Origin of the sequence: Pseudomonas sp. Root569, from assembly GCF_001427465.1 — a bacterium.
Lineage (GTDB): Bacteria > Pseudomonadota > Gammaproteobacteria > Pseudomonadales > Pseudomonadaceae > Aquipseudomonas > Aquipseudomonas synxantha.
Genome location: NZ_LMGQ01000014.1, coordinates 53,498 through 67,436, shown reverse-complemented (window position 1 = coordinate 67,436; position 13,939 = coordinate 53,498). Strand labels below are relative to the sequence as shown.

Genomic DNA, 13,939 nt, shown 5'->3' with positions numbered 1-13,939 from the left:
CGGGGTGTCCTGTCAAAGTGATTTCGGGTAGCCGGCGCGTTTCATCTCGCGTTCGGTGCTGGCCTGCGCCTGCTGCAATGCCTGCTCAACCGACATACCGCCGGTGAGCGCCGCCGAGAACAGCTTGCCGACAGAGGTGCCGATGGCCTGGAACTCGGGGATGGTCACGTACTGGATGCCTACGTACGGCACGGGTTTGGCCGAAGGATGTGCGGGGTCGGCGTGCTTCATCATCTCCAGGGTTACCTGGGCAAACGGTGCGGCCTGCAGGTACGCCGCGCTGTAGGTGGACTGGCGGGTGCCCGGCGGTACGTTGGTGACACCTTCTTTTTCGGCGACCAGCTGGATGTAGGCCTTGGATGTCGCCCAACTGATAAACGCCTTGGCGGCATCCTTGTGCTTGGAGGTGGCCGGGATCGCCAGGGACCAGGCATAGAGCCAGGACGAGCCCTTATCGGTGACTTCGGTGGGGGCGGCGGCGAAACCTACGCGGTCGGCGACTTTGCTCTGGCTGGTGTCGGTGGTGAAGGAGCCGGCGACGCTGGCGTCCACCCAGATCGCACACTTGCCGCTGTTGAACAGCGCCAGGGTTTCATTGAAACCATTGCTGGACGCGCCTGGCGGGCCGTATTGCTTGAGGGTGTTGACGTAGAAGTTGGCGGCCGCGGTCCATTCCGGGCTGGTCAGCTCGGGCTTCCACTGCTCGTCGAACCAGCGCGCGCCGAACGCATTGGCCATGGTGCTGAGCAACGCGATGTTTTCGCCCCAACCGGCCTTGCCACGCAGGCACAGGCCGTACTGGTCTTTGTCTTTGGCGGTGAGTTTGGCAGCGAATTCACCCAGTTCTGTCCAGGTCGGGTGTGATGGCATGCTCAGGCCGGCTTGCTTGAACAGGTCGGTGCGGTAGTAGGTGACGGTGCTTTCGCCATAGAACGGCAAGGCATACAGGGTATTGTTGACCGACAGGCCCTGGCGAACCGAGGGGAAGATATCCTCGATGTCATAGTCGGCCGGTAGTTGGGTCAGCGGCTCCAGCCAGTGCTTGGCGCCCCACAACGGGGTTTCGTAGGTGCCGATGGTGAGCACGTCAAACTGCCCGCCCTGGGTGGCGATATCGGTGGTGAGGCGCTGGCGCAGCACATTTTCTTCCAGCACCACCCACTTGAGCTGGATATCCGGGTGCTGCGTTTCGAACACCTTGGATAGACGTTGCATACGGATCATGTCGCTGTTGTTGACCGTGGCGATGGTCACGGTTTCAGCGGCATGGCTGGGTATGGCCAGGGCCAGGCCGGTCAGCAGGAACAGTGCTTGCGGTAGCTTGAGCATGGCGGTTTCCACCTGTTGTTTTTGTTGTCGAGCCCCGATTACAGCAGCTTGGCCTGGCCCTCACAAACGCCTGGCGAATCAGCGCCTGATACTTTTTTAACCTCGGGCCCAGGATCAAAAAAGTATCAGTGCCAAGTTAAACCGGGAGTAGCGCGCTGATTGCCAGTGCGCGTATTTTTAAGGCCATTGCATACCTACAAGAGGCATCAGCATGCCCGTCAGTCGTGCCAAACTGTTTGAGCACCGCCCTGCCGAACTCGAAGTGATCCTGCCCGAACCGCAGCATTGCTTTCGCTGGTTCGAACATGACTATCCCTATGAGCTGGCGCGCTGGAACCATCACCCCGAATTTGAAATCCACCTGATCCGCCAAGGCAGCGGCAAGTTGGTGGCGGGCGACTATATCGGCGCATTCAGCGCCGGGCATGTCGCGCTGATCGGCCCGGACCTGCCCCACGATTGGATCGGCGACCTGGCCCCCGGCGAATACCTGAGTGGCCGCGATGTGGTGCTGCAATTCGACGGCGCCGCCCTCCTCGCCCTGCGCAAGGCCCTGCCGGAACTTGGCGATTTACAGCCGCTGTTTGAACAGGCCCGACGTGGCGTCGAATTCACCGGTGAGGCGGCGGTTAACGCTGCCAGGCTGATGGAAGCCATCGGCGGTGCCCATGGCCTGCAACGCCTGATCCTGTTCCTGCAACTGCTCGATAGTCTCAAACATGCCCCGCCCTCACAGGCCAAGGCCCTGGCCAGCCCATGCTATGCGCCGACCCTGGATGCGCGCAGTGCCGAACGCATCAACCAAGCCTTCGATTATCTGATGCGCGAACTGACGGGGGATGTGCGCCTGTCGGACATTGCCCGGCAATTGGAGATGAGCGAACCGGGCTTCTCGCGCTTTTTCAAACGCAATACCGGCCACGGCTTTATCGACCTGATGCGCAAGTTCCGCGTGCAGCGCGCCTGCCGGTTGTTGTTGCAAAGCCAGATGTCGGTGGCGGATATCTGCTTTGAAGTGGGCTACGCCAACCTGTCCAATTTCAACCGCCATTTTCGCATCGAAATGCACCAGACGCCGAGCGAATATCGGCGGCAGGCCGCACTGCATCTATTCAACCCCATCACCAAGGTCTGAGCCTGTTGGTTTTCTGACCATATCGTCGGCTAATTCGCGATTTTTCTAAACAGTTCAAGCCATTGAAGAAAGTTGGTACAGCCTGTGCAAACGTTTGCGGAACGAACTTGCGCACCAAGTTCACACCTACCCGCCAAATCGGGCTCCAACCGCGTACGAATAAGGATTTTCAATGCACCCCACCTCAAGGCCCCGCGCTTGCTTTGGTGTTTCCTTGCTACTGGCCGCCGTTACGGGAGTACTCAGTGCACCCATTTTGGCGCAGGAAAAGCCCGTCGATGACTCAGCACAGGGCGAAGCCCTCAGCCCTGAGGCCAACCCGCCGGCGAAAAAAGGCGCTTATCTCTCGGAATGGTTCAATCAGGACCTGACCCTGATCGGCAGCAAAGACATCAGCTTCGGCCCCAAGCCCCAGGACGACGTCTACCTGGAATACGAATACTTCGGGCGCAAAGGGCCCTTTGAGTTGTACGGCTATATCGACGTACCGAAGATCCTTACCATCGGTAACAGCAATGACAAAGGCGTGTGGGACCATGGCTCGCCGGTGTTCATGGAGCATGAGCCGCGGATCTCCATCGACTACCTCGCAGGCCGCAGCCTGGCGATTGGGCCGTTCAAGGAGTGGTATGTGGCCTTTGACTGGATCTACGACCATGGCAGCAATAAGGAAAACCGCGCCAACACCCTGTACAGCGGCCTGGGCACCGATATCGAGACCCACTCGCGGGTCAACCTGTCGGCCAACTTCTACGGGCGCTACCAGTGGGAAAACTACGGCGCCAGCAATGAATATTCCTGGGACGGCTACCGTGCGCAAATGAAGTACATCGTGCCCATCGGCAAGTTCGACAATGGTGCTTCGCTGACCTATATCGGTTTTACCAACTACGATTTCGGGTCCGACCTGCACAAGGACAATCCGGCGCGCACCGCCAATTCCCTGGTGGCCACCAACGTGCTGCTGTACTCATTCACTCACCTGCGTTTTACCTTGGTGGGGCGTTACTTTCATAACGGCGGTAACTGGGAGGACGGCAGCGAGCTGAATTTCGGCGAAGGCAACTTCCGCGCTCGCTCCGACGGCTGGGGTTACTACGCCGGCGTGGGCTACCAATTCTGATCAAGGAGCTATAGATGAAAGCACTTACCCGTGTCTCGCTGGCCGTCGGCCTGGCCCTGCTGCCCCACGTGGTGCTGGCGGACAACCCGGCGCCGATCAAGCCCAAGGTGATGTTGATCGCGATGTTCGCCCCCGAGGCGCAAACCTGGATCGACCGCCTGGAGCTCAAGCAAGAAGTGCGCGTGCCGGGCTTGTCTGCCGACTATCCGGTGATTCGCTGCAATACCCAGGACGTGTGCCTGCTGGTGACCGGCATGGGCCAGACCAATGCTGCCGCGTCGACCCTGGCCCTGGCCCTGTCACCCAAGTTCGACCTGCGCCAGAGTTACTTCCTGATCGCCGGGATCGCCGGCATCAGCCCCAAGCACGGCACCATCGGCACCGCAGCCTGGGCTCATTACCTGGTGGAGTTTGGCACCCAGTGGGAGCTTGATTCCCGGGATGCGCCCAAGGATTGGCCGACCGGTTATATCGGCATCAACACCAAGGGGCCCAACGAAAAACCACCACTGGACTACAAGACCGAAGTGTTCGAGCTCAACCCCAAGCTGCAAGCCAAGGCCTTTGCCTTGTCGCACCGGGTGGAGCTGACGGAAAGCAAGGAGTCGGCCGCCTGGCGCAAACACTACCCTGCCGCCCCGGCCAACCAGCCGCCGCAAGTCACGCGCTGCGACACCCTGGCGGGCAACACCTGGTTTTCCGGCACACGCTTGAGCGAGCGAGCAGAAGTCTGGACCAAGTTGCTCACCGACAATAAAGGCGAGTACTGCACCACCCAGCAGGAAGACAACTCCACCTATGAAGCGCTGCTGCGTGCCAGCCGTGAAGGCTTGGTGGATATCCAGCGCCTGGCCGTGGTACGCGCGGGCTCCGACTTTGACCGGCCTTACCCGGGTTACAGCGAGGTAGACAACCTGCTCAAGTATGCGGACCAGGGCGGCTTTGTACCGGCGCTGGAAAACCTGTATCGCACAGGCAATCCGTTGGTCCAGGCGATTGTTAAGGATTGGTCGACGTGGGAAAAAGGCGTACCTGAGACCAAGTAAAGATCTGAATGTGGGAGGGGCGGTGCGACGATTCGACTTGCCCCCTCCCACATTTGATACGGTTTACGGCAGAAAGATGATTTTATCCGGGCTACCGCTGTTCACTTGCCCATAGCATTCAACGCCATCAGCCAACGCCACCTCACGCAAGCCGGTCGGCGCCGGCAACAAGCCTTCATCGAAGAACCGCCCGAACGCCTCCAGCATCACCGCACATTGCTCACAGCTATAGAGCAACGAATTGACCCCCACCACCGCCCCACCCTTGCGGTACAGCGCCAGGGCCGGCAGTTGCACATGACCGTCGACCGGTGCGGCAATAATCGCGATACGCCCGAAAGGCGCCAACCCCGCCACCGCGGGGGGAAGCCAGAAACCGGTGGTGTCGAAGATCACCTCGGCGCCGCCCTCGAACACCGCATGCACCTGGGCACCGAGTGCTTCCGGCTTGCCCAGGCCAATCGTGTCAACCCCTTGCGCCCGCAATGCCTCGACCTGATCAGCCTTGCGGACCGCCGCCAATACCTGGGCGCCGCGAATCCTGGCCAGCGCCAACGCCGCACTGCCGACGGCACCATTGGCGCCAATCACCAGCAAGCGCGTGCCCTTACCGACACCGCTACGCTCCAGGGCATCCCAGGCGGTGGTATACGGCACACCCAGGCTGGCGGCTTGGGCAAAGCTCAGGTGACTGGGTTTATGCGCCACACCTGTGGCTGACACCCGAAGGTATTGGGCATGGGAGCCGTCAGCAAAAAAACCCAGGTCACGACCGGTGCCCCAGACCTCCTGGCCGAGCAGCGCTTGCGGGCCTTCCACCACCACGCCGGCAAAGTCACGCCCGGGAATGCGTGGCAACGTGGTGTAGGGAAAACGGCCGAGTACATTTTTTACGTCGCTGGGGTTTAAGCCCGCGGCTTTTACCTGGACCAGTACTTCATCGGCGCCCGGCACGGGCATGGCGACATCGACCAGGTGCAGGTTGGCGAGGTCGCCAGTGGCGCTAAATTGCAGTGCTTTCATCAAAGGCATCCGTCGAAAAGAAAAGGCATCAGGACAACCAACCGCTGAACATCTGCCGCCCCATGGGCCAGAGCTTTTCGCCGAGCAATATGCCCGTCAGGCCCACCAGGGCAATGGCTGGCGGCGCGGGCGAGCGAAAGTCCAGCGCGCCGTAGATCACGCCGATAAACAGGCCGATGGCCAGGGAAATCAGATAGTTCATGGAGGCTAGACCCAGTTGATTGATGGGCTCAGCTTAAAGCGCGCCTGAGGTCGGCATCGGCCAAGTGCTTCAGGATTTCGGCCAACCCGCGTACTGCGAAGGCGATACCCCCAGTTCCCTGCGGAACATGTCGCTGAAACTGCTCGGCGAATAACCCAGGCCGCGGGCAATGCCGCTCACCGACTGGCCCTGGACCAGCTCCGCGGCTGCCATCGCCAACTGCACCTGGCGCCGCCACTCGGCAAAGCCCATGCCCAGATGGTTCTGGAACAGTCGCGCCAGGGTGCGCACGCTGGCGCCCGCAGCCTCGGCGTGCTGCTCGATGGGGATTTCCAGGGAGGGCGCAGCCATGACCGTCTGGCATGCCTTGATCAGCCGCCGATCAGCCGCCATCGGCATGGCGATGCGGATTGGCGAGCGGCGTGCGCGTTGCAGCTCCAGCAGAGCCAGGCCGACGACCGCCTCGTAGTAGCCGGCATCGCCGTGATCGCCTTGTTCGACCAACGTCACGATCAATTCACGCAACAACCGGCCTACTTCGATGACCTGCACCTGGCTGTCCAGCGTCGCCGCCAATGCCGGACGCAGGTAGATATTGCGCATTTGCAAATCGGAGACCACACGGATCCCGTGCTCCACCCCCGGCGGCAACCACACGGCGCGCTGGGGCGGCACCACCAGGGCTTCGCGGGGCGTCTCGACCCACATCACACCGCTCATGGCATAGAGCAGTTGGCCCCATTCGTGGCTATGGGGCTCCACGTACAACCCACGCGGATAGGTGCGCGCCAACGGCTGCACAGGGATGGCGTGATTACTGAGGTCGGGAGGCGCAGCCAGGGCCATGGCGGGAACACATTAATCGAAGACAGGTGAGCATGGTAAAGACTCACCGCCGACAAGCGAACTGTTTTAACTCACCCTGCAGGCACCGGGTTGCCCGGGCCTGCAGGTCGAACACCTCAGGTGTGAGCCGACTTGGCGCACTCGCAGCCCGTCGCGGCGGCGCAAGGCTCACCGTGGGCATGGTGCTCGGCACAGCCCTGGCAGCAATAACCTTTACCGTCCTTCATGATCGCATCGCTGCCCAGTACGCATTTGCAGTGTGGGCAAGCACAGGTTTGATCTGGCATGGTCAGACTCCTTTTTCATGGTCGTCGCGATGCGGCGAACACCGCACCTTAAGCAGTGACTGCGTACACGACGCCAAGGTTCAGCGCCATCAGTCGGCCGCGCGGGTATTACTGCGATACATGAACACCAGTGCCAGGGCCAGGCAGAGCATCGCCACGATGCGGCTCCCTGATAATTCAATGGCTGGGTTGCCCAGCCAGCCGAAGTTGTCGATCAACATGCCCATCCCCAACTGCCCGACAATCACCGCCACCGTGGCGACAGCCGTGCCAACCACCGGCACCGCGCCGACCATCACCAGCATGTACACCACGCCGAACAAAGCGCCGGTCAATTGCCATTTCGGCACGTCCAGCAGGCTGACGGCCTGGGCCGGCTCGAAGAAAAATATCAACAATGCCGTGATGAGCGCGCCAACGGCAAAGGTCAGCAGGCTGCTGCGCAACACCCCAACCGTCTGGCCCAGGCGCCCATTGATCGCAGCCTGCACACTCAACACCGCCCCTGCCGCAATCACCACCACCAATAACAGAATCAGATTCATCGTCTTACCCTCGTGCAATCAGGACCAATGCCGCCACAATCAACGCCAGCGCAATCCAGCGTTCGCCATTGACGCGCTTGCGTGCCGTGCCGAACCAGCCGAAGTGGTCGATCAACACACTCTTGCCCACCTGGCCCGACAGGATCGCAATCATGGTCATGGCGATACCGATTTGCGGCGTGGCGAGTGTGAGCACTACCACATACATCGGCCCCAAAAACCCGCCGATCAATTGCCAGCGCGGCAGCTGGGTAAATGCCGGGCCCTGCTGCGGGCCGCTGAACAGCAGCAGTAGAAGCAGGATCGCCGTGCCGACGCCGAAGATGCTCAAGGTCGCCCACAAATGCCCGACCTGCGCGCCCAACGGCCCAAGCAATCCGGCCTCCACTGACAGCCCCATGCCCGCCAGGATCACCAACGGCAACAACAGTAGCCGTAGGAGGTTTTTATTCGGCCTGGCCTGCGCCATGCCCTCGATAGTGCGTGCCTGCATACATCACCTGCGTATCATGAAAAGAAACATGGCGCGCATTATCCGGTGGCCGCCCTGTGCGATAAATGGGAGTATACGGACAACACCTTTGCGCAATACGCACAGCCTGGAGGCATGATGCAGGGCTTGAATGAACTGAGCTTCAAGGCGCTGCGCCTGTTCGTGGCCGTGCTGGACCATGGCAGTTTTTCCGAAGTGGCCCGCCGCGAGGGCCTGGCGCCCTCCTCCATTTCACGGCAGATCCAACTGATGGAACAGGCCCTCGGCCAGCAATTACTGTATCGCCATACCCGCGCCGTGAGCCCCACCGAAGCCGGACGCCTGCTCGGGCGGCACGCGCGCCTGGTATTGGAACAGTTGGAAATGGCGAACCAGGCCCTGCAAGAACAGGACAACGAGCCCAGCGGGCTGGTCCGGATCAACGCGCCGATGGTATTCGGCCAGCGCCACCTGTCTCCCTGGCTGGGCGCGTTGTGCCGACGCTACCCAAAGCTGCAACTGGATATCCAGCAAACCGACACCTTCGTCGACCCGCTGCAAGATGGCACCGACCTGTTGTTCCGCATTGGCGTGCTCAATGACTCCGGCATGCAGGCACGCATCTTCGCGCCCCAGCGCTTTCGCATCGCCGCCAGCCCCGCTTACCTGGCGCAACACGGCACGCCGCGCCACCCCGACGAACTGGCCCACCACCAATGCCTGGCCTACAAAGGCATCACCGGCCAGCAGCGCTGGTTCTTCCGCCACGGCCAGGGCGATTGGACACCCTACAGCGTCAAGGGCCCGATTACCGGCAACCACGCCGACACCCTGACCCACGCCGCCGAACAGGGCCTGGGCCTGGTGGTGTTTCCTTCCTGGTTGATTGGCGAAAGCCTGCGCGCCGGCACCTTGCAGGCCGTACTGACCGACTATGAAGTCGCAACGACCCTGGAGCCTCAGCAGATTGCTGCGTTGTGGCCAGGCAGCCGGAGGCTGTCGTTGAAGGTGCGTACGGTGATTGATTATTTCGTGGAGTGTTTTGGGACGGTGCCGTATTGGGATCGATGAGGCCTATTGCGCTCCAGAGACGCCACTGGTGAGGGAAATTTCCTCGTAGGAAAAGTAGGTCCGTTCTGATTTTGCGGGCCAGTATTTTTGGGCACGGTGCGTTGGGGCAGACTTTGGCGAATTCTTTTTTGGAGAGATGCCATGGATGTCGTGTATTACAAGCCATCACGTGCCGAACGAGCGGCCTTGACCAGTGGTCGAGCCGTCTTTGATAGCGCCCGTAGTTTTGGCTATATTTGGCCAAAACACGGGGAAGACCACATGATTACCGTTGCGTTGGGTGAGGCAAAAAACAATCTGTCCAAGCTGGTCGATGAAGCCGCCGCCGGCAAAGTCATCACCATTGCCAAGCATGGCCGTGCAATGGCCCAGCTTGTCCCCATCGGTAAACCCAAGGGCCGGCGAATTGGCGCAATGAAGGGTAAGCTGGTCATCCCTGATGACTTCGACGCACCGCTGCCCAGCGATTTGTCAGATGCGTTTGAGGGCAGTCCTTCATGAGACTGCTGCTGGATACCCATATCCTGCTGTGGGCACTCAACGATGACCCCAGACTATCTGGCAAAACCCGTAAGCTGATTGAAAATGCCGCAGACGTCTACGTCAGTGCGGCAACATTCTGGGAAATGGCAATCAAGGTTGGCGTTGGAAAGCTTGCCGTAGACCTGGATGAAATCCGTGAGTATTGCCTGGAAAGCGGTTTCGTCGAACTCCCCATCACCTCGGAGCACGCCATTGCGGTCAAGGATCTCGAACATCATCACAAGGACCCTTTCGATCGGCTGATTATTGCAACCGCGATGAGTGAACCAATGAAGCTACTAACAGCCGATCCGCAGGTTGCCCAATACACATCCTTAGCGATGTTGGTTTAGGTCATGCCCCAGTAGCGCTATGTCCAATCAAAACAACCACTGCCCAATCAACCACGCATTCGCGCCGCTGATCACCGCGAACAGGCACCACGCCAACAGCCGCGTGGGCAGCCTGTTAACGAACGGCCCCATCAATTGTTTGTCGCCGGTCATGCGGATCAGCGGGTATAGCGCAAAGGGCAACTGCAGGCTCAGGACCACCTGGCTGAGGATCAACAGCTTGCCGATAGCGTCGTCACCCATCAGCCACACGCCGAGGAATGCCGGGATCAGCGCCAGCCCGCGAGTAATCAGGCGTCGTTGCCAGCAGGGTATGCGCAGGTTGAGGTAGCCTTCCATGATCACTTGCCCGGCGATGGTGCCAGTAAAGGTCGAGCTTTGCCCGGAGGCGAGCAAGGCGATACCGAACAGGATGCTGGCAAAGGCGCCGCCTACGAGCGGGTCGAGCAGGTGGTAGGCGTCCTGGATTTCCACCACATCGGTATGACCGGTCTTGTAGAACGCCGCCGCAGCCAGCACCAGGATCGCCGCGTTGACCAGCAAGGCCAGGGCCAGGGAGCCGATGGTGTCGATACGCGCCAGCTTGACCGCATCCTGCTTGCTCGCCAGGTCCTTGCCGACCAGGCGGGTTTGCACGATGGAGGTGTGCAGGTAGAGGTTATGGGGCATGACCGTGGCACCGAGGATACCGATGGCCAGGTACAGCGGAGCAGCGTCGCTGATGGCCGACAATGACGGGCTGAAACCGCTGAGCACATCGGGCCAATAGGGTTTGATCAGCACCAGCTCGATAAAGAAACACACGCCAATGGTCGCCACCAGCGCCAGCATGATCGCTTCCAGGCGGCGAAAACCGCGGTTTTGCAGGGCCAGGATCAACAGCGTATCAAAGGCGGTGATGACGATGCCGGTGGTCAGCGACACGCCAAGCAACAGGTGAAACGCCAGGGCGCAGCCGAGCACTTCGGCAAGGTCAGTGGCGATGATGGAGATTTCCGCCAACAGCCACTGGGTGCGCGAAGAGCGCTTGCTGTAGCGCTCACGGCACAGCTGCGCCAAGTCTTTGCCAGTGGCGATACCCAGGCGCGAGCACAGGCATTGCACCGCCATGCCCGCCAGGCTGGCCAGCAGCACCACAAACAACAGGCTGTAGCCGTAGCGTGACCCGGCTTCGATGGCGGTCGCCCAGTTGCCGGGGTCCATGTAGCCGATGGAGATCAACAGGCCGGGGCCGGCGAACATCAGCATCCGTTTGAAAAACGATGCCTTCGGGTCGACGATGACGGAGCCGGCCACTTCCGGCGGGCAGAACGGGGCGGTAGCGATTTTAGGCAGGCTGAATTTCACACGGTATTCCAGGCAAATACACAAGACTTGGGCAGCAGCTTATCAGTCGGACGCGACCGTGCGCATCACTGTATCCCGCGGCAAGTCGAACGCCTCCACCACTTGCACCACCAGGTCCAGCTCCTGGTTCAGCGCTTCGCGCTCCATGCGCTGGCGAATCACGCCAATCACCAACACCGCCAAGGTGGTGATCGAATACGCCGGGCCGGAAAACGCCCGGACACCGCTGACCAGCAGCATCGCCGCGGCCAGCGCCTGGCCCACCAGCGGAATCGCGGTGGCCGCACCCCGGCGCAGGATAAACCCGGTCAGCCCTGCCAGCGCGGTGCCGCTCAAGGCGGTGGTGGCCGAGCGGCCCACATCGAAGCGGGTGAACAGCCCCTGCTCTTTTTGCGCCGCAGCCTTGAGTTCGGCGTCGAACGCCTGGCGGTCGGCGCGGCTGAGTTTGTCCTTGTACTGCTCGATGAGCTTTTCTGCGACCTGCCCTTCGATATCCGCCAGCGCCACGCTTTCAAGCGCAGCGTCGAACTTGATGCCCAAGCGTTGCGCCACATCTTCGGCAATCTGCCGATAGCCCACGCCATGGCCACGGGCCAGGTTCATAAAGCTGTCGCCACCCATGCGCTGCAACTCGATGGCCAGCTTCAGCGGTTCGCGCACGCTGGCATCAATGGAGGCACTGCGTTTTTGCGCCATCAGCTCGGCAAGAAACTTCAACTCTTCCGGCCGCGCCTGCACCAGTGCCGGGTACAGGTCCCCATCCTCCTCGGCAAAACGCACTTCACTGCTGCGCAGGTCGGCGCGGATCAAACCGCGCCGCTCCTGCAGCAGGTCGGTGTATTGCACCACCGTCTTCAATTGCGGCCAGTAGGCGGCGTGATCGAAGCTGGCCAGGTGCACATTAGTGACCTTAGTCTTCAATGCGGGCGTTACGTCAATGGCATAACGGCCGATACAGCGCTCGGTATCCGGCTTCATCGCCAAGGCCCAGTCCTTGCTCGAATGACAATTGATCAGCCGGCCCTTGAGCGGCGCCGACACGTCATCCCAAGGGCTCGACGTACAGATCGCCCCGCCCATCAGCAATAGGTTATTCAACGGCAGTTCACGGGCGACTTCGGGGCTGGCCAGCAGGCTCTTGACCAGGATGCGCGCGCCCAGGGAATGGCCGATCAGGTTGATGCGCCGCACCGGCAGCGACTCGGCGTGCAGGTAGCCGGCCAGCTCGGGCAACAAGGTCTTGGCCACCTCGTCGACCCGCGCTTCGACACTTTTGTAATGGTCAAGAAAATAGGCAATCGCCTTGCCTACGCCTACCGTCGCCGCGCCCAGGCCACCGCCGCCAAGCATCGAGGTGATCACATCCTTGAACGGTGCAAACAGGTTTTCCAGGAAATGCCCCGCCGGCCAGAACAACATCAGGTTGGTCGAGCCTTCGATACCTGCCAGTTGTGCCTTGAAATTGCCCAGTTGCTGGCGGTTGAAGAAGGCCGAGTAACCGTGAACATAGAGATTGAGCACATCCCCCTGGGGCTCGCCACACAGGACAAACGTTGGCTTGCGGGTGCGGTGCATTTCATCCCACTGGTGTTGCATGGGCCGGTGACTCCTGGTGGCAAGGGAGGGCGATAGTAACAAACCGAGCCGAAAAAGAAGGTGAATCCTGACCAGCGTTCGGTCCTATCAGAACAAGAGTGCCGCCTTGGACCTGCCCAGGCAGGGCGTTGGGGAGTCTTCCAGATTACGGTGGAACACCGCGGTAAATGCGCTGCAAGAGTGATCGTGCACGACGATAGATAGTCATGTCAGGAATCTGGAACTTTGACTGTCCCACTACAAAGCAGATAGCAAAAAGCCCGGCTTGGCCGGGCATACGGTAGCTGTATCAGTATCAGCAAGCAAAGTTGTCAATCTTGACCTGGCCATCTGGGAAGGTAGCGATGATTTCCAACTCACCGCCCATCGCACGAATATAGTCACGCAACGTACTGATGTACATGTCAGTACGCCGTTCCATCTTGGAAACTGCAGCCTGATTGATGTTCAATGCCTTCGCCAGGCTTGCCTGGCTCAACTGCTGGGCCTTGCGTAGCTCATGCAGCGGCATTTCTTTCAAATGTTGCTGAAGTATCTGCTCGGCATCGGCGCGCGACTCGGGCGTCATGCGAGCTTTCAGTTCCGCGAATTTCTTAGCCATGGTCACGGCCCTCTTTACGCAATGTTTCTAAATGTACGTCGTACAACTTCTCTGCCAAGGGTACGTACCCGTGGTACCAACGGTGCTGTGCAGTTTTATCGCCACCTATGAGCAGCACCGCACAACGCCGGAAGTCAAAGGCGTACAACACTCTGTAAGGTCGTCCTGCATGCTGTACCCGCAGCTCTCGCAGGTTGCCGTGTCGAGCGCCCTTGATATCGCTGCTATGGGGAAAGCGCAGCCCCGGCCCGAACAGCCCCAGCAAATCAACACTGGCAGCCACCGAAGATTGCTCCTTTGCATCCAAGCCATCCCAACAGTCCCCGAATTCATCCGTGTATTCAATGTCCCAGACCATGCAAATATGCCACCCAAGGAATATAAACTCAAGGGCATAACTTTAGGTCGACGTTGGTTAGCCAGCCAACCGCGCTCCGGAAT

The 13,939-nt window shown here is 60.2% G+C and carries 17 protein-coding genes; 6 read left to right on the top strand and 11 right to left on the bottom strand.

What is annotated here, in order from left to right; genetic code table 11:
- Positions 1–12: 12 nt before the first annotated feature.
- Positions 13–1,329 (bottom strand): ABC transporter substrate-binding protein, encoded by a 1,317-nt coding sequence (locus tag ASD70_RS14630; protein WP_056846801.1) that lies wholly within the window; start codon positions 1,327–1,329, stop codon positions 13–15.
- 211 nt (positions 1,330–1,540) lie between these two features.
- Here ASD70_RS14630 and ASD70_RS14625 point away from each other — a divergent pair, with 211 nt between their 5' ends.
- The 3 genes from ASD70_RS14625 to ASD70_RS14615 all read left to right on the top strand — a co-directional run bounded on the left by ASD70_RS14625 (position 1,541) and on the right by ASD70_RS14615 (position 4,633).
- Positions 1,541–2,464 carry an AraC family transcriptional regulator gene (locus tag ASD70_RS14625; RefSeq protein ID WP_056846800.1) on the top strand — a complete coding sequence of 308 codons (924 nt, stop codon included), beginning with the start codon at positions 1,541–1,543 and terminating at the stop codon, positions 2,462–2,464.
- A 172-nt stretch (positions 2,465–2,636) separates the two neighbouring features.
- Complete coding sequence (locus ASD70_RS14620) at positions 2,637–3,587, top strand: nucleoside-specific channel-forming protein Tsx (RefSeq protein WP_046072211.1); 951 nt, start codon at positions 2,637–2,639, stop codon at positions 3,585–3,587.
- Positions 3,588–3,601: 14 nt separating this feature from the next.
- A complete protein-coding gene (locus ASD70_RS14615; RefSeq protein ID WP_046072210.1) occupies positions 3,602–4,633 on the top strand; it encodes a purine-nucleoside phosphorylase in 1,032 nt (343 codons plus the stop codon).
- A 63-nt stretch (positions 4,634–4,696) separates the two neighbouring features.
- Here ASD70_RS14615 and ASD70_RS14610 read toward each other — a convergent pair whose 3' ends face one another.
- The 6 genes from ASD70_RS14610 to ASD70_RS14595 all read right to left on the bottom strand — a co-directional run bounded on the left by ASD70_RS14610 (position 4,697) and on the right by ASD70_RS14595 (position 8,029).
- Positions 4,697–5,656: a quinone oxidoreductase family protein gene (locus tag ASD70_RS14610; RefSeq protein ID WP_056846799.1), complete on the bottom strand. Its 960-nt coding sequence runs from the start codon at positions 5,654–5,656 to the stop codon at positions 4,697–4,699.
- Between the two features lie 28 nt (positions 5,657–5,684).
- A complete protein-coding gene (locus tag ASD70_RS28375) occupies positions 5,685–5,858 on the bottom strand; it encodes a DUF1427 family protein (RefSeq protein ID WP_082561439.1) in 174 nt (57 codons plus the stop codon).
- 69 nt (positions 5,859–5,927) lie between these two features.
- Complete coding sequence (locus tag ASD70_RS14605; protein WP_056846798.1) at positions 5,928–6,704, bottom strand: AraC family transcriptional regulator; 777 nt, start codon at positions 6,702–6,704, stop codon at positions 5,928–5,930.
- Between the two features lie 116 nt (positions 6,705–6,820).
- Positions 6,821–6,991: a metallothionein gene (locus tag ASD70_RS28370; protein ID WP_043049518.1), complete on the bottom strand. Its 171-nt coding sequence runs from the start codon at positions 6,989–6,991 to the stop codon at positions 6,821–6,823.
- Between the two features lie 89 nt (positions 6,992–7,080).
- A complete protein-coding gene (locus tag ASD70_RS14600) occupies positions 7,081–7,536 on the bottom strand; it encodes a DMT family transporter (RefSeq protein WP_043049517.1) in 456 nt (151 codons plus the stop codon).
- A gap of 4 nt (positions 7,537–7,540) precedes the next feature.
- Complete coding sequence (locus ASD70_RS14595; protein WP_056846797.1) at positions 7,541–8,029, bottom strand: DMT family transporter; 489 nt, start codon at positions 8,027–8,029, stop codon at positions 7,541–7,543.
- Positions 8,030–8,146: 117 nt separating this feature from the next.
- Here ASD70_RS14595 and ASD70_RS14590 point away from each other — a divergent pair, with 117 nt between their 5' ends.
- The 3 genes from ASD70_RS14590 (at position 8,147) to ASD70_RS14580 (ending at position 9,954) form a co-directional block, all read left to right on the top strand.
- Positions 8,147–9,079, top strand: a complete 933-nt coding sequence (locus ASD70_RS14590; RefSeq protein WP_056846796.1) for a LysR family transcriptional regulator — start codon at positions 8,147–8,149, stop codon at positions 9,077–9,079.
- A gap of 141 nt (positions 9,080–9,220) precedes the next feature.
- Positions 9,221–9,580, top strand: coding sequence for a type II toxin-antitoxin system Phd/YefM family antitoxin (locus ASD70_RS14585; RefSeq protein ID WP_173664484.1), 360 nt, complete (start codon positions 9,221–9,223; stop codon positions 9,578–9,580).
- Entirely contained in the window at positions 9,577–9,954 is a 378-nt protein-coding gene (locus tag ASD70_RS14580) for a type II toxin-antitoxin system VapC family toxin (RefSeq protein WP_043049514.1), read from the top strand. Before ASD70_RS14585 ends, ASD70_RS14580 begins: the two co-directional genes overlap by 4 nt.
- A 27-nt stretch (positions 9,955–9,981) precedes the next feature.
- Here the strand turns inward: ASD70_RS14580 and ASD70_RS14575 are convergent, their stop codons facing one another.
- From ASD70_RS14575 to ASD70_RS14560, 4 genes are all read right to left on the bottom strand, one after another.
- Entirely contained in the window at positions 9,982–11,301 is a 1,320-nt protein-coding gene (locus ASD70_RS14575) for an Nramp family divalent metal transporter (RefSeq protein ID WP_056846795.1), read from the bottom strand.
- 42 nt (positions 11,302–11,343) lie between these two features.
- Positions 11,344–12,897, bottom strand: a complete 1,554-nt coding sequence (locus tag ASD70_RS14570; protein ID WP_046072203.1) for a DUF726 domain-containing protein — start codon at positions 12,895–12,897, stop codon at positions 11,344–11,346.
- A 295-nt stretch (positions 12,898–13,192) separates the two neighbouring features.
- Positions 13,193–13,498: an XRE family transcriptional regulator gene (locus ASD70_RS14565; RefSeq protein WP_034120120.1), complete on the bottom strand. Its 306-nt coding sequence runs from the start codon at positions 13,496–13,498 to the stop codon at positions 13,193–13,195.
- Complete coding sequence (locus tag ASD70_RS14560) at positions 13,491–13,856, bottom strand: type II toxin-antitoxin system RelE/ParE family toxin (protein ID WP_046072202.1); 366 nt, start codon at positions 13,854–13,856, stop codon at positions 13,491–13,493. The genes ASD70_RS14565 and ASD70_RS14560 overlap by 8 nt, the downstream gene beginning before the upstream one ends.
- Positions 13,857–13,939: the final 83 nt, after the last annotated feature.